The sequence below is a fragment of the Enterobacter chuandaensis genome, from assembly GCF_003594915.1.
GTDB lineage: Bacteria > Pseudomonadota > Gammaproteobacteria > Enterobacterales > Enterobacteriaceae > Enterobacter > Enterobacter chuandaensis.
Map to the genome: position 1 here is coordinate 60,474 of NZ_QZCS01000003.1, position 25,972 is coordinate 86,445.

Annotated in this window: 18 protein-coding genes; 15 read left to right on the top strand and 3 right to left on the bottom strand. The window is 57.4% G+C overall.

Annotated elements, in window-relative coordinates; genetic code table 11:
* Positions 1-68 precede the first annotated feature (68 nt).
* The 13 genes from D5066_RS05910 (at position 69) to D5066_RS05970 (ending at position 19,693) form a co-directional block, all read left to right on the top strand.
* Positions 69-5,021, top strand: a complete 4,953-nt coding sequence (locus tag D5066_RS05910) for an alpha-2-macroglobulin family protein (protein WP_119915351.1) — start codon at positions 69-71, stop codon at positions 5,019-5,021.
* Between the two features lies 1 nt (position 5,022).
* Positions 5,023-7,347 carry a peptidoglycan glycosyltransferase PbpC gene (pbpC, locus tag D5066_RS05915; protein WP_119915352.1) on the top strand — a complete coding sequence of 775 codons (2,325 nt, stop codon included), beginning with the start codon at positions 5,023-5,025 and terminating at the stop codon, positions 7,345-7,347.
* Positions 7,348-7,504: 157 nt separating this feature from the next.
* Entirely contained in the window at positions 7,505-7,936 is a 432-nt protein-coding gene (ndk, locus tag D5066_RS05920) for a nucleoside-diphosphate kinase (protein ID WP_003860625.1), read from the top strand.
* 169 nt (positions 7,937-8,105) lie between these two features.
* Complete coding sequence (gene rlmN, locus D5066_RS05925) at positions 8,106-9,272, top strand: dual-specificity RNA methyltransferase RlmN (protein WP_119915353.1); 1,167 nt, start codon at positions 8,106-8,108, stop codon at positions 9,270-9,272.
* Positions 9,273-9,564: 292 nt separating this feature from the next.
* The gene (gene rodZ / locus D5066_RS05930; protein WP_119915354.1) at positions 9,565-10,572 is read left to right on the top strand and encodes a cytoskeleton protein RodZ; all 1,008 of its coding nucleotides are present in this window, start codon (positions 9,565-9,567) and stop codon (positions 10,570-10,572) included.
* 26 nt (positions 10,573-10,598) lie between these two features.
* The gene (gene ispG, locus D5066_RS05935; protein WP_080328421.1) at positions 10,599-11,717 is read left to right on the top strand and encodes a flavodoxin-dependent (E)-4-hydroxy-3-methylbut-2-enyl-diphosphate synthase; all 1,119 of its coding nucleotides are present in this window, start codon (positions 10,599-10,601) and stop codon (positions 11,715-11,717) included.
* Positions 11,718-11,797: 80 nt separating this feature from the next.
* A complete protein-coding gene (hisS, locus tag D5066_RS05940) occupies positions 11,798-13,072 on the top strand; it encodes a histidine--tRNA ligase (RefSeq protein ID WP_119915355.1) in 1,275 nt (424 codons plus the stop codon).
* Positions 13,073-13,085: 13 nt separating this feature from the next.
* Positions 13,086-13,706, top strand: a complete 621-nt coding sequence (locus D5066_RS05945; RefSeq protein ID WP_080328423.1) for a YfgM family protein — start codon at positions 13,086-13,088, stop codon at positions 13,704-13,706.
* A gap of 10 nt (positions 13,707-13,716) precedes the next feature.
* Positions 13,717-14,895: an outer membrane protein assembly factor BamB gene (gene bamB, locus D5066_RS05950; protein WP_080328424.1), complete on the top strand. Its 1,179-nt coding sequence runs from the start codon at positions 13,717-13,719 to the stop codon at positions 14,893-14,895.
* A 112-nt stretch (positions 14,896-15,007) separates the two neighbouring features.
* A complete protein-coding gene (der, locus tag D5066_RS05955) occupies positions 15,008-16,483 on the top strand; it encodes a ribosome biogenesis GTPase Der (protein ID WP_045399786.1) in 1,476 nt (491 codons plus the stop codon).
* Between the two features lie 300 nt (positions 16,484-16,783).
* Entirely contained in the window at positions 16,784-18,328 is a 1,545-nt protein-coding gene (locus D5066_RS05960; RefSeq protein WP_119915356.1) for a peptide MFS transporter, read from the top strand.
* A 58-nt stretch (positions 18,329-18,386) separates the two neighbouring features.
* A complete protein-coding gene (locus tag D5066_RS05965) occupies positions 18,387-19,421 on the top strand; it encodes a Gfo/Idh/MocA family oxidoreductase (RefSeq protein ID WP_119915357.1) in 1,035 nt (344 codons plus the stop codon).
* A 50-nt stretch (positions 19,422-19,471) separates the two neighbouring features.
* Positions 19,472-19,693: a zinc ribbon domain-containing protein gene (locus D5066_RS05970; protein ID WP_119915358.1), complete on the top strand. Its 222-nt coding sequence runs from the start codon at positions 19,472-19,474 to the stop codon at positions 19,691-19,693.
* On the opposite strand, the gene D5066_RS05975 is transcribed toward D5066_RS05970, so the two are convergent.
* Genes D5066_RS05975 through xseA form a run of 3 tightly spaced genes read right to left on the bottom strand, consistent with a single transcriptional unit; the run spans position 19,690 to position 22,492 of the window.
* Complete coding sequence (locus D5066_RS05975) at positions 19,690-20,040, bottom strand: protealysin inhibitor emfourin (protein ID WP_006811517.1); 351 nt, start codon at positions 20,038-20,040, stop codon at positions 19,690-19,692. The two genes, D5066_RS05970 and D5066_RS05975, sit on opposite strands and share 4 nt — an antisense overlap.
* Positions 20,041-21,060, bottom strand: a complete 1,020-nt coding sequence (locus tag D5066_RS05980; RefSeq protein ID WP_080328428.1) for a M4 family metallopeptidase — start codon at positions 21,058-21,060, stop codon at positions 20,041-20,043. It abuts the gene before it with no gap.
* 58 nt (positions 21,061-21,118) lie between these two features.
* The gene (gene xseA / locus D5066_RS05985) at positions 21,119-22,492 is read right to left on the bottom strand and encodes an exodeoxyribonuclease VII large subunit (RefSeq protein ID WP_119915359.1); all 1,374 of its coding nucleotides are present in this window, start codon (positions 22,490-22,492) and stop codon (positions 21,119-21,121) included.
* Positions 22,493-22,651: 159 nt separating this feature from the next.
* On the opposite strand from xseA, the gene guaB reads away from it, so the two are divergent.
* Together guaB and guaA are read left to right on the top strand one after the other, a co-directional pair.
* Complete coding sequence (gene guaB / locus D5066_RS05990) at positions 22,652-24,118, top strand: IMP dehydrogenase (protein ID WP_014884799.1); 1,467 nt, start codon at positions 22,652-22,654, stop codon at positions 24,116-24,118.
* Positions 24,119-24,310: 192 nt separating this feature from the next.
* Positions 24,311-25,888 (top strand): glutamine-hydrolyzing GMP synthase, encoded by a 1,578-nt coding sequence (gene guaA / locus D5066_RS05995; protein WP_119915360.1) that lies wholly within the window; start codon positions 24,311-24,313, stop codon positions 25,886-25,888.
* The last annotated feature ends 84 nt before the right edge of the window (positions 25,889-25,972 follow it).

The following is a 25,972-nucleotide window of genomic DNA, read 5'->3' on the forward strand; positions in this document are numbered from 1 at the left end:
TAACGAAACTTGCGGATAATACTTATCCGGACGACGACCAACAGGCCTCCTCAGGCCAGGGACAAAGGATGAAACCGTTTCGCTTAGCCGCGATCTCACTCGCGCTGCTCACTACGTTTACGCTTGTCGGCTGTGATAATAGCGACGATAAGCCCCAGGCTGCGGCTCCCGCGGCATCCACCGCATCAACACCGAAGGCCGCGGAAAAGCCCAATGCTGAAACGCTGGCTAAACTGGCCGCCCAGAGTCAGGGGAAAGCGCTGACCCTGCTGGATGCCTCTGAAGTTCAGCTCGACGGTGCCGCCACGCTGGTGCTGACCTTCTCTGTACCGCTGGATCCCGATCAGGATTTCGCCAAAACGGTGCATGTCGTGGATAAAAAAAGCGGCAAAGTTGACGGGGCGTGGGAGCTTGCGCCCAATCTGAAAGAGCTGCGCCTGCGTCATCTGGAGCCTAACCGTAATCTGGTCGTCACCGTTGAACGCGGCCTGAAGGCGTTGAATAAGGCGACCTTTGGCATTGATTATGAAAAAGCCCTGACCACGCGAGATATAGAGCCGACGGTCGGCTTTGCCAGCCGCGGCTCGCTGCTGCCGGGCAAGGTGGTGGAAGGTCTGCCGGTGATGGCGCTTAACGTCAACAATGTGGACGTCAATTTCTACCGCGTGAAGCCGGAGTCGCTGGCCTCGTTTGTCAGCCAGTGGGAGTACCGTAACTCGCTGACCAACTGGGAATCTGACAATCTGCTGAAGATGGCGGAACTGGTCTACACCGGCCGCTTCGATCTCAACCCGGCGCGCAACACGCGTGAAAAATTGCTCCTGCCGCTCAAAGATATCAAGCCGCTCCAGCAGTCTGGCGTCTACATTGCGGTGATGAATCAGGCCGGGCATTACAGCTACAGCAATGCCGCAACGCTCTTTACCCTGAGCGATATCGGTTTGTCCGCTCACCGCTATCATAACCGGCTGGACATTTTCACCCAGAGTCTGGAAAACGGTGCGGCGCAGTCCGGTGTCACCGTCACGCTGCTGAATGACAAGGGCCAGACCCTCGCCGAAGCCAACAGCGACGCCGACGGTCATGCGAAGCTTGAAACCGATAAAGAAGCCGCGCTTATTCTGGCCAGCAAAGACGGCCAGACCACGCTGCTCGATCTCAAGCTTCCAGCGCTCGACCTGGCGGAGTTCGATATCGCCGGTAGCCCTGGCTACAGCAAACAGTTCTTTATGTTTGGCCCGCGCGATCTCTATCGTCCGGGTGAAACGGTGATCCTCAACGGCCTGCTGCGCGACAGCGACGGAAAACCGCTTCCCGACCAGCCCGTCAAACTTGACGTGCTGCGCCCGGACGGCCAGGTCGCGCGCACGATCGTTGTACAGCCTGAGAACGGTCTCTATCGCTTCAACTACCCGCTTGATAGCGGCGCGCAGACCGGCATGTGGCATATTCGTGCCAACACGGGCGATAACCAGCAGCGCATGTGGGATTTCCACGTCGAAGATTTCATGCCTGAACGCATGGCGCTGAACCTGACGGCAGAAAAAGCACCGGTTTCCCCACAGGATGATGTGGACTTTAACGTCGTGGGCTACTACCTCTACGGCGCACCTGCCAACGGCAACTCGCTGCAGGGCCAGCTTTTCCTGCGTCCGTTGCGTGAGGCGGTTGCTGCGCTACCGGGCTTCCAGTTTGGTGATATCGCCGAGGAAAACCTGAGCCGTAGCCTGGACGAAGTGCAGCTTACGCTGGACGAGCAGGGACGTGGCCAGGTCACCACCGAAAGTCAGTGGAAAGAGGTACACTCTCCATTGCAGCTGATCCTGCAGGCCAGCCTGCTGGAATCCGGCGGTCGTCCGGTGACGCGTCGTGCCGAGCAGGCTATCTGGCCGGCGGCGGAGCTGCCGGGTATCCGCCCTCAGTTCGCCAGTAAAGCCGTGTACGACTACCGCACCGATACCACCGTCAACCAGCCGATTGTCGACGAGAACGGCAACGCCAGCTTTGACATCGTCTATGCCGATGCCAGCGGCGCGAAAAAAGCGGTGTCCGGTTTGCAGGTTCGCCTGATTCGCGAACGCCGTGACTACTTCTGGAACTGGTCTGAGAGCGAAGGCTGGCAGTCTCAGTTCGATCAAAAAGATCTGATTGAGGGCGAGCAGGAGCTTAGCCTCAAGGCAGATGAAACCGGTAAAGTCACCTTTCCAGTGGAGTGGGGCTCATACCGTCTGGAAGTGAAAGCGCCTGATGAGATGGTCAGCAGCGTGCGCTTCTGGGCAGGTTACAGCTGGCAGGATAACAGCGACGGCACGGGTGCGGCGCGTCCTGACCGCGTGACGCTGAAACTGGATAAGCCAGCCTATCAGCCAGGCGATACCATAAACCTGCACATTGCAGCGCCAGCCGCAGGCAAGGGCTATGCCATGATCGAATCCAGCGAAGGGCCGCTGTGGTGGAAAGAGATCGACGTGCCGGCAAACGGTCTGGATCTCTCCATTCCGGTGGATAAAGCCTGGAAACGTCACGATCTCTACCTCAGCACGCTGGTGGTTCGTCCTGGCGATAAATCCAAATCCGCCACGCCAAAACGCGCGGTCGGCCTGCTGCATTTGCCGATGGGGGATGAAAATCGTCGCCTGAACATTGCGCTGGATAACCCACAGAAAATGCGTCCGAATCAGACGCTTTCTGTGAAAGTTAAAGCCAGCGTGAAAGAGGGGGCGGTTCCGCAGAAAGTGAACGTCCTGGTCTCGGCGGTGGACAGCGGCGTGCTGAATATTACCGATTACGTCACGCCGGATCCGTGGCAGGCTTTCTTCGGTCAGAAGCGTTACGGCGCGGATATCTACGATATCTACGGCCAGGTCATTGAAGGGCAGGGTCGTATGGCCGCGCTGCGTTTCGGTGGTGACGGCGATGAACTCAAGCGCGGCGGCAAACCGCCGGTGAACCACGTCACCATTATTGCCCAGCAGGCGCAGCCGGTTACGCTGGATGCCAACGGTGAAGGCACCGTTACGCTGCCGATTGGTGATTTCAACGGCGAGCTGCGTCTGATGGCGCAGGCCTGGACGGAAGATGATTTCGGCAGCAGCGAAAGTAAGGTTGTAGTGGCCGCGCCGGTTATTACCGAGCTTAATACGCCGCGCTTCCTGGCAAGTGGAGATACCTCACGGTTGACGCTGGATCTCACTAACCTGACCGACAAACCGCAAACGCTGAACGTCGCCCTGAGCGCGACAGGCAAACTGTCACTGGAAGGCGCACAGCCGCAGCCTGTTCAGTTGCCTCCGGGCGCGCGCAGCACCCTGTTTATTCCGGTGCGCGCGCTGGAGGGGTATGGCGACGGTGAGGTGACGGCGCAGGTTACCGGCCTGGAGCTTCCGGGCGAAACCTTTGCCCCGCAGCAGAAGAGCTGGAAAATCGGCGTGCGTCCGGCGTTCCCGGCGCAGACGGTAAATACCGGTGCCATGCTGAACCCCGGTGAGTCCTGGATCGCACCGGCGCAGCATATCAACGGTTTCTCTCCTGCCATCCTGCAGGGGCAACTGCTGCTGAGCGGCAAACCACCGCTCAACCTGGCGCGCTACATCCGCGAACTGCAGGCGTATCCGTATGGCTGCCTGGAGCAGACCACCAGCGGCCTGTTCCCGTCCCTCTATACCAACGCCGCGCAGCTTACCGCGCTTGGTATAAAAGGAGATACCGATGACAAGCGCCGTGCTGCCATTGATATTGGGATCTCTCGTCTGCTGCAGATGCAGCGTGATGATGGCGGTTTTGCCTTGTGGGATAAAAATGGCCCGGAAGAGTACTGGCTGACCGCCTATGTGACTGACTTCCTGGTACGCGCGGGCGAGCAGGGCTACAGCGTACCCGCAGATGCGGTGAACAATGCTAATAGCCGTCTGCTGCGCTACCTGCAGGATCCGGGCATGATGTCCATTCGCTACAGCGACAACACCCAGGCCAGCAAATTTGCCGTACAGGCGTATGCCTCGCTGGTGCTGGCGCGTCAGCAAAAAGCGCCGCTTGGCGCGCTGCGTGAAATCTGGGATCGTCACGCTCAGGCGGCTTCCGGGCTGCCGCTGATGCAGCTGGGTATGGCGCTCAAACTGATGGGCGATGCCCCGCGCAGCCAGCAGGCGCTGGATCTGGCACTTAAAACGCCGCGCAACGACAGCAAAACCTGGATGGCCGACTATGGCAGCCCGCTTCGCGATAATGCGCTGATGCTCTCCCTTCTCGATGAGTATAAATTGCTGCCGGATGCGCAAAATACGCTGCTGAATGCCCTGTCTGAACAGGCTTTTGGCCAGCGCTGGCTGTCCACCCAGGAGAGCAATGCGCTGTTCCTGGCCGGACGTTCGCTGCAAACCTTGTCAGGTGCATGGCAGGCGAAAACCTCTCTGTCTGATTCCGCATCCGGCGGGGATAAGGCGCAGGTACAAAACGTAAGTGGCGACCAGCTTGGCGCGCTGCAGGTAACCAATACCGGCACGGCACCGCTGTGGGTGCGACTCGACAGCACCGGCTATCCGGAATATGCGCCTCAGCCGAGCTCAAACGTGCTGCAGGTGGAACGCCATATCCTGGCAACAGACGGCAGCAGCAAATCACTCTCTTCGCTGAAAAGCGGTGAGCTGGTGCTGGTCTGGCTTGAAGTGAAAGCCAGCCAGAATGTGCCGGACGCGCTGGTGGTGGATCTCCTCCCGGCAGGTCTGGAGCTGGAAAACCAGAACCTGGCGAGCAGCAGCGCCAGCCTGCAGGACAGCGGCAGCGAAGTGCAGAACCTGCTCAGCCAGATGCAGCAGGCGGACATTCAGCATATGGAATTCCGCGACGACCGCTTTGTGGCTGCCGTGCCGGTAAATGAAGGTCAGCCGGTCACGCTGGTCTATCTGGCCCGCGCCGTGACGCCTGGAACCTACCAGGTGCCGGTGCCGATGGTGGAGTCTATGTATGTTCCGCAGTGGCGGGCAATGGGTGCGGCCAGCGGCCCGCTGATCGTTGTTCCGTAACATGCTGATAGCGCGTCTGACACGCTCCCGCTGGCTCTGGCTGGCGGGGGCGCTTCTCGTTTTAGGGGGGCTGATTGTTGCCGCCGACCGCCTGTGGCCGCTGCCTCTGAAAGAGGTTAATCCTGCGCGAGTTGTGGTGGACGAGAAGGGCGCGCCGCTCTGGCGTTTTGCCGACAGCGAAGGCATCTGGCGCTACCCGGTGACCATTGAAGAGGTTTCTCCCCGTTATCTTGAAGCTCTGATCCAGTATGAAGATCGCTGGTTCTGGGAGCATCCAGGTGTAAACCCGCTCTCTGTCCTGCGCGCTGCCTGGCAGGATCTCAGCTCCGGAAGAGTGGTTTCGGGAGGAAGTACACTTACCATGCAGGTGGCGCGCCTGCTGGATCCGCATCCGCGCACCGTTGGCGGCAAAGTTCGTCAGCTCTGGCGGGCGATGCAGCTTGAGTGGCATCTTTCCAAACGCGACATTCTCACGCTCTATCTCAATCGCGCCCCGTTTGGCGGCACGCTGCAGGGCGTGGGGGCGGCAAGCTGGACCTATCTTGGGAAACCCCCTTCGCAGTTGAGCTACTCCGACGCGGCGCTGCTGGCGGTACTGCCACAGGCGCCCAGCCGTCTGCGCCCGGATCGCTGGCCGGAGCGGGCCGAAGCGGCACGCAACAAAGTGCTCGACCGTATGATGACCCAGGGTGTCTGGTCAGCAAAGCAGGTGAAGGAGTCCCGTGAAGAGCCAGTATGGCTGGCTCCCCGGCAGATGCCGCAGCTGGCGCCGCTCTTTGCACGCATGATGCTCGGCAAAAGTCGCGATACGAAAATTGTCACCACGCTGGATGCCGGACTGCAGCGCCAGCTGGAAGAGCTGGCGATGAACTGGAAATCCCGCCTGCCGGCACGCAGTTCGCTGGCGATGATCGTCGTCGATCATACCGACATGAAGGTGCGCGGCTGGGTCGGTTCGGTGGATATTAACGATGACAGTCGTTTTAGCCATGTGGACATGGTCAATGCGATCCGATCCCCGGGATCGGTGTTAAAGCCATTTATCTACGGTATGGCGCTGGACGATGGCCTGATCCACCCCGCCTCGCTGCTTCAGGACGTCCCCAGAAAAACCGGTGACTATCGCCCGGGAAATTTTGACAGCGGGTTCCACGGGCCGGTCAGCATGAGTGAAGCGCTGGTGCGCTCCCTCAACCTGCCAGCGGTACAGGTGCTGGAAGCCTATGGCCCCAAAAGGTTTGCCGGGATGCTCAGCAACGCCGGGCTGCCGCTGATCCTGCCTGCGGGGGCGCAGCCGAATCTGTCGCTGATTCTGGGAGGCGCAGGCGCGCGGCTGGCGGATATTGCCGCCGCCTACAGTGCTTTTGCCCGTCACGGTAAAGCGGGAAGATTACGCCTGCAGCCCGGCGATCCTCTGACTGAACGCCCGCTGTTATCGCCAGGCTCGGCGTGGATTATTCGTCGTATTCTGGCGAATGAGGCACAGCCGCTGCCGGACAGCGCGTTGCCGCAAATCGCCCCCCTGGCGTGGAAAACGGGAACCAGCTACGGCTACCGGGATGCCTGGGCCATCGGTCTGAATGCCCGTTACGTCATTGGGATATGGACCGGACGACCGGACGGCACGCCAGTGGCGGGGCAGTTTGGTTTTGCCAGTGCGGTTCCGCTCCTGAATCAGGTTAATAACCTGCTTCAGTCACGTTCTACGGTAGACGAAGCCCGGCTGCCGCGCGATCCGCGCCCCGAAAGCGTCGGACGGGGCGTCATCTGCTGGCCGGGCGGCCAGTCGCTGCCGGAAGGGAGTGAAAACTGCCGCCGTCGCCTGTCGACCTGGCTGCTGGAAGGGAGTGAACCGCCCACGCTGCTATTACCGGAACAGGAAGGCATTCGCGGCATTCGTTTCCCGGTCTGGGTGGATAAAGAAGGCAAACGCGTTGCGGCAGATTGCCCTGATGCAACGGAAAAAGTCCTGGATGTCTGGCCGCTGCCGCTGGAGCCGTGGCTGCCTGCGACCGAGCGTCGCACGGTACGGGTCCCGCCTTCATCAACAACCTGTCCTCCGCTGTCGCAGGACGCACCTGCGCCACTCATCCTGACAGGCGTGCGCGAAGGGGCCGTTATAAAACGTCTACCGGGGGAGTCCCGCGTTTCGCTGCCGCTTCAGGCGACCGGCAACAGCGGCGAGCGCTGGTGGTTTTTGAACGGTGAACCGCTGAGTGTGAAGGGAAGAGTTTACACATTACAGCTTGATAAGTCGGGCGATTATCAATTACTCGTTATGGATGAGACCGGGCAGGTCGCGACGGTGAATTTTACGCTGCAGTGATCCTGAAACAGCTTTCAGATGTGAGCTGTTGCTAAAACTCGTCTTATTTTAAAAAAATGTTACCTGAATCCATAGGCAATGGCGCTATTGCTCTTTATAATCCGCGCCACACCATACTCAGGTATGCAAAACAACAGAACATTTTACAGAGGTTATCATGGCTATTGAACGTACTTTTTCCATCATCAAACCAAACGCGGTGGCAAAAAACGTTATTGGCAGCATCTTCGCTCGCTTTGAATCAGCAGGGTTTAAGATCGTTGGCACCAAAATGCTGCACCTGACCGTTGAACAGGCTCGCGGTTTCTACGCTGAGCACGAAGGTCGCCCATTCTTTGACGGTCTGGTTGAGTTCATGACCTCCGGCCCGATCGTGGTTTCCGTACTGGAAGGCGAAAACGCGGTACAGCGTCACCGCGATCTGCTGGGTGCAACCAACCCGGACAACGCGCTGGCAGGTACTCTGCGCGCTGACTACGCGGACAGCTTCACCGAGAACGGCACCCATGGTTCCGACTCCGTTGAGTCTGCTGCGCGCGAAATCGCGTTCTTCTTCGCTGAAGGCGAAGTGTGTCCACGTACCCGTTAATTTAACGGTTTCGTTTACACATTATTTTCGTAAATGCCGCGTCCAGACGTGGCATCCCTGCGCCAGACTTTGTACAATGCAACGCCCCGGACGAGCAGACCGCTTTCCGGGGCGTTTCTATTCAACCCTCCATGGGCCATAACGTGTAACAACGAGGCCGGAAAATATTATGTCTGAACTAGTGAATACCTCCGAAGTCGCCATTCCTGCGGTTCCCAATAAAAATGGAAAAATTAACCTGCTGGACCTGAACCGTCAGCAGATGCGCGAGTTCTTTAAAGATATGGGTGAGAAGCCGTTTCGTGCCGATCAGGTGATGAAGTGGATGTACCACTACTGCAGCGACAACTTTGATGAGATGACCGACATCAACAAAGTGCTGCGCAACAAGCTCAAAGAAGTGGCTGAAATCCGCGCGCCGGAAGTCGTGGAAGAGCAGCGCTCGGCAGACGGCACCATCAAATGGGCGATTGCGGTAGGCGATCAGCGCGTTGAAACCGTCTACATTCCGGAAGACGATCGCGCCACGCTGTGCGTCTCCTCTCAGGTTGGCTGTGCGCTGGAGTGCAAATTCTGCTCAACCGCACAGCAAGGCTTTAACCGTAACCTGCGCGTGTCCGAAATTATCGGTCAGGTCTGGCGTGCCGCGAAAATCGTGGGTGCGGCAAAAGTGACCGGTACGCGTCCTATCACCAACGTGGTGATGATGGGGATGGGTGAGCCGCTGCTGAACCTGACCAACGTGGTTCCGGCGATGGAAATCATGCTGGATGACTTCGGTTTTGGCCTGTCCAAGCGTCGCGTGACGCTGTCTACCTCTGGCGTTGTACCTGCGCTGGATAAGCTGGGCGACATGATTGACGTTGCGCTGGCCATCTCCCTGCACGCACCAAACGATGAAATTCGTGACGAAATTGTACCGATCAACAAAAAGTACAATATCGAAACCTTCCTCGCTGCCGTGCGTCGTTATCTGGAGAAATCCAACGCGAACCAGGGCCGCGTAACTATCGAATACGTGATGCTTGACCACGTTAACGACGGTACCGAGCATGCGCATCAGCTGGCTGAAATGCTGAAAGATACGCCATGCAAAATCAACCTGATCCCATGGAACCCGTTCCCGGGCGCGCCGTATGGCCGCAGCTCGAACAGCCGTATTGACCGTTTCTCCAAGGTGCTGATGGAGTACGGTTTCACCACGATTGTGCGTAAAACCCGCGGTGATGATATTGATGCTGCATGCGGACAGCTGGCCGGTGACGTCATCGACCGTACCAAACGTACCCTGCGTAAACGCATGCAGGGCGAGACCATTGCGGTTAAAGCTGTTTGATTATTATGCATCACGGCGCATTATCTACGCTGTGATGCATAATCTGACTGAATAATCAGTCAGATTCGTGATGTTTGATTAATAATTACGGTGCGTTTCATATGAGTTTCGGGCAGTATGTAACGACGTAACAACAGTTTAGCCAGGCGGGCAGAGCTGCACTGTCATCTACCGGCTGACAGTCTTATACTGTCTGTTCAAGGTTAACTGACCAGAAGTTTCGCGGTGCGGGTGGCATTGTGACTCACCGGCACCTGAACCCTTATTTTTCACGTACCAGTAGTTGTAGCGAATGAATACTGAAGCCACTCACGACCAACATGAAGCACTCTCCACTGGCGTTCGTCTTCGCAACGCCCGTGAACAACTCGGACTCAGCCAGCAAGCCGTTGCGGAACGCTTGTGCCTGAAGGTTTCCACGGTTCGCGATATTGAAGAAGATAAGGCGCCTGCCGATCTGGCTTCAACCTTCCTGCGCGGCTATATCCGCTCTTATGCAAAACTGGTGCACATCCCCGAAGACGAATTACTGCCGATGATGGAGAAGCAGGCACCTGTTCGTGCAGCCAAAGTTGCGCCGATGCAGACCTTCTCTCTGGGAAAACGTCGTAAAAAACGTGATGGCTGGCTGATGAGCTTTACCTGGCTGGTGCTGTTTGTTGTTGTCGGCCTGACCGGCGCATGGTGGTGGCAAAACCACAAGGCGCAGCAGGAAGAGATCACCACCATGGCCGATCAATCCTCCGCTGAACTCAATCAGGCTGGAAATGGTGGCGCACAGAGCGTGCCGCTGAATACTGACGGCGCAGACACCTCAAGCGAACCGCAGACTGCGGCGCCAGCATCCGATGCCGCGCAGGCTCCGGCAGCTACGGCGAACACCACTGCACCTCAGGCTCAGGATCAAAACGCGGTTGTCGCGCCTTCTCAGGCAAATGTGGATACCGCAACGAACGCGCCTGCGGCCACTCAGCCTGCGGATAACACCGCAGCATCTCTGCCGACCGACCCGGCGGCCACTGCTGCTCCTGCTGCCGAACCTAACGCGCTGGTGATGAACTTTACCGCCGACTGCTGGCTGGAAGTCACTGACGCGACAGGCAAAAAACTGTTCAGCGGCCTGCAGCGGAAAGATGGCACGTTAAACCTAACGGGTCAGGCTCCTTACAAACTTAAAATCGGCGCTCCGGCAGCGGTACAGATCCAGTATCAAGGAAAACCTGTCGACCTGAGCCGCTTTATCAGAACTAACCAGGTTGCACGTCTTACCGTTAATGCCGAGCAATCAGCAGCACAGTAACAGACGGGCAACGCGGGAGATTTTTCATGCATAACCAGGCTCCGATTCAACGTAGAAAATCGAAACGGATTTACGTTGGGAATGTGCCAGTCGGCGATGGGGCACCTATCGCCGTCCAGTCGATGACCAATACGCGCACCACGGACGTGGAAGCGACGGTCAACCAAATCAAAGCATTAGAACGTGTAGGCGCGGACATTGTTCGCGTCTCCGTCCCGACCATGGATGCCGCCGAGGCGTTCAAACTGATCAAACAGCAGGTCAGCGTTCCGCTGGTTGCAGATATCCACTTCGACTACCGTATCGCGCTGAAAGTGGCCGAATACGGCGTCGATTGCCTGCGTATTAACCCGGGCAACATCGGTAACGAAGAGCGTATCCGCATGGTAGTGGACTGCGCCCGCGATAAAAATATTCCTATCCGTATCGGCGTGAATGCCGGTTCCCTGGAAAAAGACCTGCAGGAAAAATACGGCGAGCCGACGCCGCAGGCGCTGCTCGAATCCGCGATGCGTCATGTCGATCATCTCGATCGTCTTAACTTCGATCAGTTTAAAGTCAGCGTAAAAGCGTCCGACGTCTTCCTTGCGGTGGAGTCTTACCGCCTGCTGGCAAAAGAGATCGATCAGCCTCTGCACCTCGGGATCACCGAAGCGGGCGGTCTGCGCAGTGGCTCTGTAAAATCTGCGATCGGTCTGGGGCTGCTGCTCTCCGAAGGGATCGGCGACACCCTGCGCGTCTCGCTGGCGGCGGATCCGGTAGAAGAGATCAAGGTCGGTTTCGATATTCTGAAATCACTGCGTATCCGCTCGCGTGGGATCAACTTCATTGCCTGTCCAACCTGTTCGCGTCAGGAATTTGACGTGATCGGTACGGTCAATGCCCTGGAGCAGCGTCTGGAAGACATCATCACTCCGATGGACGTTTCCATCATCGGCTGCGTGGTGAACGGTCCGGGTGAAGCGCTGGTGTCAACCCTGGGCGTCACCGGCGGTAACAAGAAAAGTGGTCTCTATGAAGATGGCGTTCGTAAAGATCGTCTGGATAATAGCGACATGATTGACCAGCTTGAAGCTCGCATCCGCGCCAAAGCCGCCATGATGGACGAGACACAGCGCATCAACGTTCAGCAGGTTGAAAAATAACGTGATGGGAAGCGTACCGCTTCCCATGTATGATTGAACCCATTCTTTGGGTTTTTTTTGTATATAGAAAGAGAATAAACGTGGCAAAAAACATTCAAGCCATCCGCGGCATGAACGATTACCTGCCTGGCGAAACCGCCATCTGGCAGCGCATTGAAGGCACGCTGAAGCAGGTGCTCGGCAGCTACGGTTACAGCGAAATCCGTTTGCCGATTGTAGAGCAGACCCCGTTATTCAAACGCGCGATCGGCGAAGTCACCGACGTGGTTGAAAAAGAGATGTATACCTTTGAGGACCGCAACGGCGACAGCCTGACCCTGCGTCCGGAAGGTACGGCGGGCTGCGTACGCGCCGGCATCGAACATGGTCTTCTGTACAATCAGGAGCAGCGCCTGTGGTATATCGGCCCGATGTTCCGCCACGAACGTCCGCAGAAGGGTCGTTATCGCCAGTTCAACCAGCTGGGTGTGGAAGTTTTTGGTCTGCAAGGGCCAGACATCGACGCCGAACTGATTATGCTGACGGCCCGCTGGTGGCGTGCGCTCGGCATCTCTGAGCACGTTTCGCTGGAACTGAACTCAATCGGTTCTCTGGCAGCGCGCGCTAACTACCGTGATGCGCTGGTGGCGTTCCTGGAACAGCATAAAGAGAAGCTCGACGAAGACTGCAAGCGTCGCATGTACAGCAACCCGCTGCGTGTGCTGGATTCCAAAAATCCTGACGTCCAGGCGCTGTTAAATGATGCTCCTGCGTTGAGTGACTACCTGGACGACGATTCTCGCGAACACTTCGCGGGTCTCTGCAAGCTGCTTGAAGCGGCGGGCATCGCCTATACCGTGAACCAGCGTCTGGTGCGCGGTCTGGACTACTACAACCGTACCGTGTTTGAGTGGGTGACCACCAGCCTCGGTTCGCAGGGCACCGTGTGTGCTGGCGGTCGTTATGACGGTCTGGTTGAGCAACTTGGCGGTCGCGCAGCACCTGCTGTTGGCTTCGCGATGGGTCTTGAGCGACTTGTTTTGCTGGTTCAGGCAGTTAATCCGGAATTTAAAGCAGATTCCGTTGTCGATATATACCTGGTGGCTTCAGGCGCGGAAACGCAGTCTGCGGCAATGCAGCTTGCCGAACGCGTGCGCGATGCGCTGCCGGGCGTTAAGCTGATGACCAACCATGGCGGCGGCAACTTCAAAAAACAGTTTGCTCGTGCCGATAAATGGGGCGCAAGTATTGCACTGGTGCTGGGCGAGTCCGAAGTGGCTAACGGCGAAGTGGTAGTAAAAGACCTGCGCTCTGGTGAGCAAACAACGGTAACGCAGGACGGCGTTGCGGCGCACTTGCGCACTCTATTGGGCTAAGGAGAAAGACGGCGTGGAAATGTACGAGAACGAACACGATCAGGTCGACGCGATTAAACGCTTCTTTGCTGAAAACGGCAAAGCGCTGGTTGTTGGGGTTATTTTAGGTGTGGGTGCGCTGGTGGGCTGGCGTTACTGGAACAACCATCAGGCGGATTCCGCGCGCGGCGCGTCCCTGTCGTATGAAAATACCGTTAGCGCGATTCGTGCCGACCAGCCGCAAACGCTGGCTGCGGCAGAGAAATTTGCGGCTGACAACAAAAACACCTACGGTGCACTGGCTGCGCTGGAAGTGGCTCAGCAGTACGTGGATAAAAACGAACTGGATAAAGCCGTTGCTCAGCTCTCTCAGGGCCTTGCTGCCGCAAGCGATGAAAACCTGAAAGCGGTGATCAATCTGCGCCTGGCACGAATTCAGGTTCAGCAGAAAAAAGCGGATGACGCGCTGAAAACGCTCGATACCATCAAAGGCGAAGGTTTTGCTGCCATCGTTGCCGATTTGCGCGGTGAAGCACTGCTGAGCAAAGGTGACAAAGCGGGCGCGCGTAAAGCGTGGCAAGCTGGCGTAGAGAGCAAAGCGTCACCTGCGCTGAGCGAAATGATGCAGATGAAAATAAATAATTTGTCCGTCTGAGAGGGACCCGATGCAATTGCGTAAATTACTTCTGCCAGGACTGCTTTCTGTTACGTTATTGAGTGGTTGTTCACTGTTCAGTGGCGAAGAAGACGTTGTGAAAATGTCCCCACTGCCGACGGTTGAAAACCAGTTTACCCCTTCCACCGCGTGGGATGTCTCCGTGGGCAGTGGGATTGGTGATTTCTATTCCAACCTTCATCCGGCGTATGCAGACAGCGTTGTCTATGCCGCTGACCGCAAAGGTACCGTGAAAGCGGTGAACGCCGATGACGGGAAAGAAGTCTGGTCCGTTAACCTGGCGGAAAAAGACGGCTGGTTCTCCCGTAAACCTGCACTGCTGTCTGGCGGTCTGACCGTTTCCGGCGGTCACGTCTATGTGGGCAGCGAAAAAGCGCAGGTGTATGCGCTGAACAGCAGCGACGGCTCCATTGCCTGGCAAACAACCGTGGCCGGTGAGTCTCTGTCTCGCCCGGTGGTGAGCGACGGTCTGGTGCTGATTCATACCAGTAACGGCCAGTTGCAGGCGCTGAACGAAGCGGACGGTCTGGTAAAATGGACCGTGAACCTGGATATGCCTGCGCTCTCTCTGCGCGGTGAATCCGCACCTGCGACCGCCTTTGGCGCTGCTATTGTGGGCGGTGACAACGGCCGCGTGAGCGCCGTGCTGATGCAGCAGGGCCAGATGATCTGGCAGCAGCGCATCTCTCAGGCGACTGGCTCCACGGAAATTGATCGTCTGAGCGATGTGGACACTACCCCGGTCATCGTTGACGGTGTGGTTTACGCGCTGGCCTATAACGGCAACCTGACCGCGCTGGATCTGCGCAGCGGCCAGATCATGTGGAAACGTGAGCTGGGCTCTGTGAATGATTTCATCGTCGACGGCAACCGCATCTATATGGTTGACCAGAACGACCGCCTGCTGGCGCTGAGCACTGAAGGCGGCGTGACGCTGTGGACGCAAAGCGATCTGCTGCACCGTCTGCTGACCGCGCCAGTGCTGTACAACGGTAGCCTGGTGGTTGGCGACAGCGAAGGGTATATGCACTGGATCGATCCGGAGAACGGTCGCTTTGTTGCACAGCAAAAAGTCGACAGCTCTGGTTTCCTGACCGACCCGGTTGTGGCTGACGGCAAACTGCTGATTCAGGCAAAAGACGGCACGCTGTACGCGATCACGCGTTAATTACCCGGCGGTTGTAGTATACTAAACGGCTCCTGTTCATTCAGGAGCCGTTTTGACATTTTTAAAAACGCCGCGAAAGCGACGTTTATTTGAATTTTATGAGGCTTCAAACATGGTACCTGTGGTCGCGCTTGTCGGGCGCCCTAACGTTGGAAAATCCACTCTTTTTAACCGTTTAACACGCACCCGTGATGCGCTGGTTGCGGATTTCCCGGGGCTGACGCGTGACCGTAAGTACGGTCGTGCAGAGGTGGAAGGACGCGAGTTCATCTGTATCGATACCGGCGGTATTGACGGCACAGAAGACGGCGTAGAAACCCGCATGGCGGAACAGTCGCTGCTGGCGATTGAAGAAGCGGATGTGGTGCTGTTCATGGTGGATGCGCGCGCTGGCCTTATGCCGGCGGACTCCGCAATCGCCAAACACCTGCGTTCACGCGAAAAGCCGACCTTCCTGGTGGCGAACAAAACTGACGGTATCGATGCCGATCAGGCCGTCGCGGATTTCTGGTCTCTGGGTCTCGGTGAAATCTACCCGATTGCCGCATCACATGGTCGTGGCGTGACCAGCCTGCTGGAAACCGTTCTGCTGCCGTGGGTTGACGAAGTGAATCCGCCGGAAGAAGTGGACGAAGACGCTGAATACTGGGCGCAGTTCGAAGACGGTGAAGAGGGCGAAGAAGAAGAGCCTGAGGACGACTTCAACCCGCAGGATCTGCCGATCAAGCTGGCGATTGTCGGTCGTCCAAACGTAGGTAAGTCTACGCTTACTAACCGTATTCTGGGTGAAGAGCGCGTGGTCGTCTACGACATGCCGGGCACTACGCGTGACAGCATCTACATCCCGATGCAGCGCGATGAACGTGAATACGTACTCATCGACACGGCGGGCGTGCGTAAGCGCGGAAAAATCACCGACGTGGTGGAAAAATTCTCCGTTATCAAAACCCTGCAGGCGATCGAAGACGCCAACGTGGTGCTGCTGGTCATTGACGCGCGCGAAGGTATCTCCGATCAGGATCTCTCACTGCTCGGCTTTATCCTCAATAGTGGGCGCTCACTGGTCATCGTGGTCAACAAGTGGGACGGCCTGAGCAATGAAGTGCGCGAGCAGGTGAAAGAGACTCTGGACTTCCGTCTGGGCTTTATCGATTTTGCCCGTGTGCACTTCATCTCGGCGCTGCACGGCAGCGGCGTGGGTAACCTGTTCGAATCCGTGCGTGAAGCGTATGACAGCTCTACCCGTCGTCAAAGCACCGCCATGCTGACCCGCATCATGAATATGGCTGCGGAAGACCATCAGCCGCCGCTGGTGCGCGGTCGTCGCGTGAAGCTGAAATATGCCCACGCCGGTGGCTATAACCCGCCAATCGTAGTGATTCACGGCAACCAGGTGAAAGACCTGCCGGATTCCTACAAGCGCTACCTGATGAACTACTTCCGTAAATCGCTGGACGTGATGGGCACGCCTATCCGCATCCAGTTCAAGGAAGGGGAAAACCCGTTCGCCAACAAGCGCAACACCCTGACGCCAAACCAGATGCGTAAGCGTAAGCGTTTGATTAAGCACATTAAGAAAAGCAAATAAGCTTTGCCAGTTTCACGAAAGCCCGCGTTTATCGCGGGCTTTTTTTTGCCCAAATCATACCGCCGGTTCTCTCTGTGTGAAGTCAATCACTATTCACTTTCAACCACGTTTAAATCTAAGAAAGTAGACAATCGTCGAATTTTCATCTTAAAGTCCCTGGTTCGGTACTAGACAAAACTAGCGACTGGTTATCAAATGGTTAACTAACTTTTCGCCGCATGTAAAAAATCGGTCAGATACGTAACTGGCCGGCGTACTTGCTGGTGTTTACAAGCACGACACATACCTTTCGGGAGAATTATGCAATCCTCTGTTAATCAAAAAGAGAGCCGAACGTTCTTCGGCCACCCTTATCCGCTCGGTTCGCTGTTCTTTACCGAGATGTGGGAGCGTTTCTCGTTTTACGGCATCCGTCCGCTGCTGATCCTGTTTATGGCCGCCACCGTCTATGACGGCGGGATGGGCCTGGCGCGTGAAAACGCCTCGGCGATTGTCGGTATCTTTGCTGGCACCATGTACCTGGCTGCGCTGCCGGGCGGCTGGCTGGCGGATAACTGGCTTGGCCAGCAGAGGGCCGTCTGGTACGGTTCGATCCTGATTGCGCTCGGTCACCTGTCGATCGCGCTGTCGGCCATTATGGGCAATAACCTGTTCTTTATCGGTCTGATGTTCATCGTGCTTGGTTCTGGTCTGTTCAAAACCTGTATCTCGGTGATGGTCGGTACCTTGTACAAAAAAGGCGATGCGCGTCGTGACGGCGGTTTCTCGCTGTTCTATATGGGTATCAACATGGGCTCGTTCATTGCTCCGCTGATTTCCGGCTGGCTGATTAAAACCCACGGCTGGCACTGGGGCTTTGGTATTGGCGGCATCGGGATGCTGGTGGCGCTGATTATCTTCCGCGTATTTGCGGTTCCGGCGATGAAGCGCTACGACAGCGAAGTCGGCCTCGATTCCACCTGGAACAGCCCGGTGGTGAAGCGCAACGGCGTGGGCGTCTGGCTGCTCGCGCTGGCGGCAGGCGTGGCAACGCTCGTGACGCTGATTGCGCAGGGCGTGATCGTCATTAACCCGGTCGCGGTAGCCAGCGTACTGGTGTATGTGATTGCGGCCTCCGTTGCCCTCTACTTTATCTACCTGTTCATTTTCGCGGGCCTGAACCGGAAAGAACGCGCCAGGCTGCTGGTCTGCTTTATTCTGCTGGTCTCCGCCGCGTTCTTCTGGTCCGCGTTTGAGCAGAAGCCAACCTCGTTCAACCTGTTTGCCAACGACTACACTAACCGCATGATCGGTGATTTCGAGATCCCGGCGGTGTGGTTCCAGTCAATCAACGCCTTGTTCATCATCCTGCTGGCCCCGGTGTTCAGCTGGGCATGGCCGAAGCTGGCGAGTATGAACATTCGCCCGAGCAGCATCACCAAATTTGTTATCGGCATTCTGTGCGCGGCCGCGGGCTTTGGCCTGATGATGCTGGCGGCACAAAACGTGCTGAGCAACGGTGGGGCGGGCGTATCGCCGTTCTGGCTGGTGGGCAGTATCTTAATGCTGACGCTCGGTGAACTGTGCCTGAGCCCGATCGGTCTGGCGACCATGACCCTGCTGGCACCTGAAAGAATGCGCGGCCAGATGATGGGGCTGTGGTTCTGCGCCAGCGCACTGGGTAACCTGGCCGCAGGCCTGATTGGTGGCCACGTGAAGGCCGATCAGCTGGATATGTTGCCGGATCTCTTTGCCCGCTGCTCCATCGCGCTGCTGATTTGTGCCGCAGTGCTGATCGTCTTCATTGTTCCGGTGCGCCGCATGCTGGAAAATGCGCAAACTAAACCGGCAGCTAACGCCTCATAAACCTCGATCTTGCCGGGGCGGCGTTATGCCCCGGCAATTTATTCGACGAGGTAAGAACATGCTGTTAGGGTTTGTTGGTCTTGGCGCAGTCGTTGAAACAGCTTACCTGCCCGCAATACGAAAATGCTCTGATAATCTCCCTCACTGTCTGGGTTTTGATATCCAGCCCGTAAAACAGCCGGAGGGCGTAACGCGCTGTGCCACACTGGCTGAACTCCTCTCCCATCCGCTTGATACTCTGTTTATTACCACGGCGTCACTGCACCATCTTGAGGTGCTTGAGCTGGCGATTGCCTCGCCGATCCCACGGATTGTAGTTGAAAAACCGATTGTCGCCACGCTTCCTCAAATCGAAAAACTCAACGCGCTGCTGGCAATGCCCGGTGTCGCATCCCGCGTGCTGGCGCTTGACCACTGGATGGCGCGCATGGAAACGGTGAAGCAGTCGCTGGTTGACCATGTTTCTGACATCGCCAGAATCGAGGGCTTTTTGCAGGAGCCGAGCGGATATAACGCCGCAGGGGAACCCATCGCGCTCAATTTCGCTACCGGAGAACCGGACAGGCGAACGCTTCGCCACCCTGATGGCGTGATTCTGGATATCGGTACGCACGTGCTGGCGATGCTGCGTGAAACGGTGCGTTATCTGGACGGTCAGGACGATATGACGTTGCAGGTGGTTACGGCAAAAGACCGCCTGGGTCGCGATATCGCCAAGGGCGACCTGACCACGGCGGAAGGCGAGGCGCACTTGCAGGGAAGCATCAGCGGCGTGCCGGTGGATATCTGGCTTAACAAATACGCGGGACCTGCGGGCGGGCAAAAGGGCCTGCGGCTCTATTTACGCGACGAGCGCATTATCAACTACGACCGACGCGGCGCGGAAGATGTGCTGGAGCTCATTGAGGGCAAAGGTATTCAGCGCTGGCATATTCCCGGTACGATCTACGAGCACTGTCTTGCGGAGCATATTCTGGGGGCAAAAAGTCTCTTTGAACGGGATCCGCACGAGGTGAGCCGCACGACGCGCCGCAGGATCGAGGAAGTGACGCTGCTGCTGACCTTGCAGCAACAGTTACGTGGCCCGCACTGAACGCGACGTGGTAAAATTCTCACAGACCTGAACGCTTTGAAGGAGTCACCATGACGATTACCTGCCCGGATTGCCAGGCGCCGCTGGAGCCCCTGAACGGGGTCGCGTACTGCGAAAATTGTAATAAAGATATCGCGCTCGACGCCCGCTGCCCGGAGTGTCATCAGCCACTCCAGGTATTAAAAGCCTGCGGTGCGGTGGACTATTTCTGCCAGAACGGCCACGGTCTTATCTCTAAAAAACGCGTGGAGTTTGTTCGGGCCAAAGGCTAATCGCACACGCAGCCTTCGCCTTTCTGCCACAGCTCGACCAGCGACTCGGGCGCTTCCTGCTCGGGTACCAGCACGATGATATCGGCGTAGTGCGCCTGATTCTGGCCGGTCCAGATAATCTGGATGCGGAAATAGCGCTGGTCACCGCTGCCTGGGGAAGAGGCTTGACCGGGCGGCTGGCCGCGCGGAAAAGCCTGCTCCAGGATGCTCACCAGACGCTGGCGCTGGGCCTCATTAAGCGAAGAGAGCGCGATGGTACGCTGGCCGCTCAGCTTAGGGATAAAAGCGACGCCGCCTTCCCGGGCCAGCTCAACCACGGCGTCATCCGTCAGTTCCGGAACCTGCATTTACAGCACTCCCACCTGTTCCCAGGCTTGTTTTATCGCCACCCCAACGTCGCTACCGGAGCGTTTCTCGCCGTGCGCTATCGTCAGTTTTGCGAAGGCATCAAAATCCGCATCCTGCGCCAGATTGCGATCGCAAACCGTGTCGTACCAGGCATAACCCGCTTTTTCCCAGGCGTAGCCACCGATCGCCGTTGCGGCCAGGTAAAATGCCCGATTAGGGATGCCGGAGTTAAGATGCACGCCGCCGTTATCCTCGCGCGTTTTGATGAAATCTTTCATGTGCGCGGGCTGCGGGTCTTTGCCGAGGAGGGGATCGTCGTAGGCGGTGCCGGGTTCAGACATCGAGCGCAGCCCTTTGCCGTTAATCCCTTTCGCCAGCAGCCCTTCACCAATCAGCCAGTCTGCTTTATCGGCGGTTTGCTTCAGATGATACTGTTTCACCAGCGAGCCAAACACGTCAGACAGAGACTCGTTCAGCGCGCCCGACTGTTCAAAATAGATCAGCCCGGCTTCGGTCTCGGTCACGCCGTGGCTCAGCTCATGCGCCACCACGTCGATGGCAATCGTAAAGCGGTTGAAGATTTCCCCGTCGCCGTCGCCGAATACCATCTGCTGACCGTTCCAGAAGGCGTTCTGATATTCCCGACCGTAATGCACGGTGCCGGTCAAAATAAGACCTTTATTATCGAGCGAATCACGCTGATATTCCTTCCAGAAGAAATCATGGGTAATACCCAAATAATCGTACGCCTCGTCCACCGCCACATCGCCGTTGGAAGGCTGGCCCTCATAGCGCACCTGGGTACCCGGTAGCTCCTGAGTTTGCTTCGCATCGTAAATATCACGCTCCAGCTGTCCGGCTTTATTGACGTGCGGCGCGGCGGGTTTGCCGGGCATGTGGGCCATCAGTGTCTGGACGTGGGTTAAGGTCTGACGGGCGCAGCGCTGCTGCGGCTCGGAACCGCTTTCGATAATACGACGAAGAATATAAGGGGGAATAACGCTATGAAGATGGGGCATGCTGCTCTCCTTATTAAAAAAGGGAATAGCAGCAGTATAGTAAGTAACCGGCGAAGAATTATCCGCTTTTACGCTGACGCGTCTTTTTCACCGGTTTAATTGATTTCACTTCGCTTTCAACCCAGCCGTCTGACAGACGCGTCGTCAGCACATCGCCGGCATTCACCTGTTTGGTCTGCTTCAGCACTTTGCCGTCCGTTGCCGTCGTCACGCTATAGCCGCGCGCCAGCGTGGAGAGAGGGCTGACCGCTTCAAGATGGGTCACCGCATTGCCAAAACGTTCGCGGGTGGTGCTCAGGCGCGCCCGGAGAGTCTCCGCCAGGCGATACTCCAGCTGCTGGATCCGCGTTTGCGCGCGATAGATTTTCGGCTGCGGGTTCTGCTGGTTCAGGCGCTGGGTCACGCGCTGCTGGCGCGACGCCGCGCGCTTAAGCTGCGCGTCCACCGCAACGTTCATCCGCTGGCGCAGGCGTTCCAGCACGGTCTGCTGACGGGCAAGGCGCAGCTGAGGATGCTGCTGCTGAAGACGATGATGAAGCTGGGTAAAGTGGCGGGTACGGTTGGCAAGGAAATAGTCCATCGCCATCTCAAGGCGCTGCTGACCGTTCTGAATCTGACGCAGCAGCTCCTGCTGGTTGCGGCTGACCACTTCCGCCGCTGCGGACGGCGTAGGCGCACGCAGATCCGCGACAAAATCCGCGATCGTCACGTCCGTTTCGTGGCCGACGGCGCTCACCACCGGGATAACGCTCGCAAAAATTGCCCTCGCCACACGCTCGTCGTTAAAGCTCCACAGGTCTTCCAGCGAGCCGCCGCCGCGCCCGACGATTAATACATCACACTCCTGACGGGCGTTCGCCAGTTCAATGGCGCGCACAATCTGGCCCGGCGCATCGTCACCCTGAACGGCGGTCGGGTAGATAATGACGGGCAGGGAAGGGTCGCGACGCTTCAGCACGTGCAAAATATCGTGCAGTGCCGCACCGGTTTTCGAGGTGATGACCCCAACGCAGTGGGCAGGTGAGGGCAGCGGTTTTTTGAACTGCTGGTCGAACAACCCCTCGGCAGAGAGCATGGCTTTTAGCTGTTCATATTTCTGCTGCAGCAGGCCTTCGCCCGCAGGCTGCATGCTCTCAACGATGATCTGATAGTCGCCGCGCGGCTCATACAGGGTGATATTGGCGCGAACCAGAACCTGCTGGCCGTGCTGAGGGCGGAACGTCACGCGACGGTTGCTGTTACGGAACATCGCGCAGCGCACCTGAGCGGTGTTGTCTTTTAAGGTAAAGTACCAGTGTCCGGAGGACGGCTGCGTGAAGTTAGAAATTTCGCCGCTGATCCAGACCTGCCCCATTTCCTGCTCAAGCAGCAAACGCACCGTCTGATTGAGGCGGCTGACAGTATAAATTGAGGGGGATTGAGAGGATAACATGTGAGCGGGATCAAATTCTAAATCAGCAAGTTATTCAGTCGATAGTAACCTGCTGAGAGGTGAGCGCAAGCATTTTTTTTAAAAAAGTGTGGATGCAATCGGTTACGCTCTGTATAATGCCACGGCAATATTTAACCACCCAGGTCAGAGATATTGCCCATGCTACGTATCGCTAAAGAAGCACTGACGTTTGACGACGTCCTCCTCGTTCCCGCTCATTCCACCGTTCTGCCGAATACTGCCGACCTCAGCACGCAGTTGACGAAAACCATTCGTCTGAACATTCCTATGCTCTCCGCGGCAATGGACACCGTGACGGAAGCGCGCCTGGCTATCGCCCTGGCACAGGAAGGCGGCATTGGCTTTATCCACAAAAACATGTCTATCGAGCGTCAGGCGGAAGAAGTTCGCCGCGTGAAGAAGCATGAATCCGGTATCGTGTCCGACCCTCAGACCGTACTGCCAACCACCACCCTGCACGAAGTGAAAGCCCTGACCGAACGTAACGGCTTTGCCGGCTATCCGGTAGTGACCGAAGACAATGAACTGGTCGGCATCATTACCGGTCGTGACGTGCGCTTCGTGACTGACCTGAACCAGCCTGTCAGCGTCTACATGACGCCAAAAGAGCGTCTGGTGACCGTCCGCGAAGGCGAAACCCGCGACGTGGTGCTGGCGAAAATGCACGAAAAACGCGTTGAGAAAGCGCTGGTTGTGGATGCTAACTTCCACCTGCGCGGCATGATCACCGTTAAAGATTTCCAGAAAGCTGAACGTAAACCAAACGCCTGTAAAGATGAGCATGGCCGTCTGCGCGTCGGCGCTGCGGTTGGCGCAGGTGCTGGTAACGAAGAGCGCGTTGACGCGCTGGTTGCTGCGGGCGTTGACGTGCTGCTGATTGACTCCTCACACGGCCACTCCGAAGGCGTGCTGCAACGTATTCGTGATACCCGTGCTAAATACCCTGATCTGCAGATCATCGGCGGCAACGTGGCAACTGGCGCAGGCGCGCGTGCCCTGGCTGACGCTGGCTGCAGCGCGGTGAAAGTGGGTATCGGCCCTGGCTCTATCTGTACCACCCGTATCGTGACTGGCGTGGGCGTTCCGCAGATCACCGCGGTTTCTGACGCGGTTGAAGCGCTGGAAGGCACCGGTATTCCGGTTATCGCTGACGGCGGTATCCGCTTCTCTGGCGACATCGCCAAAGCCATCGCCGCGGGCGCTGCTGCCGTAATGGTCGGCTCTATGCTCGCTGGTACCGAAGAATCCCCGGGCGAAATCGAACTCTACCAGGGCCGTTCCTACAAATCTTACCGTGGGATGGGCTCCCTGGGCGCGATGTCCAAAGGTTCCTCTGACCGTTACTTCCAGACCGATAACGCCGCTGACAAACTGGTACCGGAAGGTATCGAAGGCCGCGTTGCCTATAAAGGCCGTCTGAAAGAGATCATTCACCAGCAGATGGGCGGCCTGCGCTCCTGTATGGGTCTGACCGGCTGTGGTACCATTGACCTGCTGCGTACCAAAGCGGAATTCGTACGCATCAGCGGTGCGGGTATCCAGGAGAGCCACGTTCACGACGTGACGATCACCAAAGAGTCCCCGAACTACCGTCTGGGCTCCTGATAAGTTTCCGCGCCCGATCCAGTTACTCTATGGATTTCGGGTTGCAGGAAGGCGGCAAGTCCATGAGACCCCGGGAGCATAGTTAACTATGTGACCGGGGCGAATGGACGCAGCCAACGCACCTGCAGCCTGAAAGACGACGAGTAAATCGGGCGCTCTGTTTTTGTTTCTCTTGCCTCGGAATTAGCGTCAATGACGGAAAACATTCATAAACATCGCATTCTCATCCTGGACTTCGGTTCTCAGTACACTCAGCTGGTGGCGCGTCGCGTGCGTGAGCTGGGCGTTTACTGTGAGCTGTGGGCGTGGGATGTCACGGAAGCACAGATTCGCGAATTCAATCCAAGCGGCATCATCCTGTCCGGTGGCCCGGAAAGCACCACCGAAGCGAACAGCCCGCGCGCGCCGCAGTATGTGTTCGAAGCGGGCGTGCCGGTATTCGGCGTGTGCTACGGTATGCAGACCATGGCAATGCAGCTGGGCGGCCACGTAGAAGGCTCTAACGAGCGCGAATTTGGCTACGCGCAGGTAGAAGTGGTCACCGACAGCGCGCTGGTGCGCGGTATCGAAGACTCCCTGACCGCAGACGGCAAACCGCTGCTGGACGTGTGGATGAGCCACGGCGATAAAGTCACCGCCATCCCGTCTGACTTCGTGACCGTTGCCAGCACCGAAAGCTGCCCGTTCGCCATCATGGCGAACGAAGAAAAACGCTTCTACGGCGTGCAGTTCCACCCGGAAGTGACCCACACCCGTCAGGGTATGCGCATGCTGGAGCGCTTCGTGCGTGACATCTGCCAGTGTGAAGCCCTGTGGACCCCGGCCAAAATCATCGACGACGCCGTTGAGCGTATCCGCCAGCAGGTTGGCGATGACAAAGTGATCCTCGGCCTCTCCGGCGGCGTGGACTCCTCCGTGACCGCGATGCTGCTGCACCGCGCCATCGGCAAAAACCTGACCTGCGTTTTCGTGGACAACGGCCTGCTGCGTCTGAACGAAGCGAAGCAGGTCATGGACATGTTCGGCGACCACTTCGGTCTGAACATCGTTCACGTGGAAGGCGAGCAGCGCTTCCTGGACGCGCTGAAAGGCGAGAACGATCCGGAAGCCAAGCGTAAGATCATCGGCCGTGTGTTCGTGGAAGTGTTCGACGAAGAAGCGCTGAAGCTGGACGACGTGAAGTGGCTGGCGCAGGGCACCATCTACCCTGATGTGATCGAATCCGCGGCCTCCGCTACCGGTAAAGCACACGTCATCAAATCTCACCACAACGTGGGCGGCCTGCCGAAAGAGATGAAGATGGGTCTGGTTGAACCGCTGCGCGAGCTGTTCAAAGACGAAGTGCGTAAGATCGGCCTGGAACTGGGTCTGCCGTACGACATGCTCTACCGTCACCCGTTCCCGGGCCCGGGTCTGGGCGTGCGCGTGCTGGGCGAAGTGAAGAAAGAGTACTGCGACCTGCTGCGTCGCGCGGACGCGATCTTCATCGAAGAGCTGCACAAAGCTGACCTGTACAACAAGGTAAGCCAGGCGTTCACCGTGTTCCTGCCGGTTCGCTCCGTCGGCGTGATGGGCGATGGCCGTAAGTACGACTGGGTGGTTTCCCTGCGTGCGGTGGAAACCATCGACTTCATGACCGCGCACTGGGCGCACCTGCCGTATGACTTCCTGGGCCGCGTGTCTAACCGCATCATCAACGAAGTGAACGGTATTTCCCGCGTGGTGTATGACATCAGCGGTAAACCACCGGCTACGATTGAGTGGGAATGATTTCCCAACCGGAAACGTCTGGTAGTAACAGGTTCTAAATTATCTCTAAGCCCGCGGATTGCGGGCTTTTTTTTGGGATGTGGC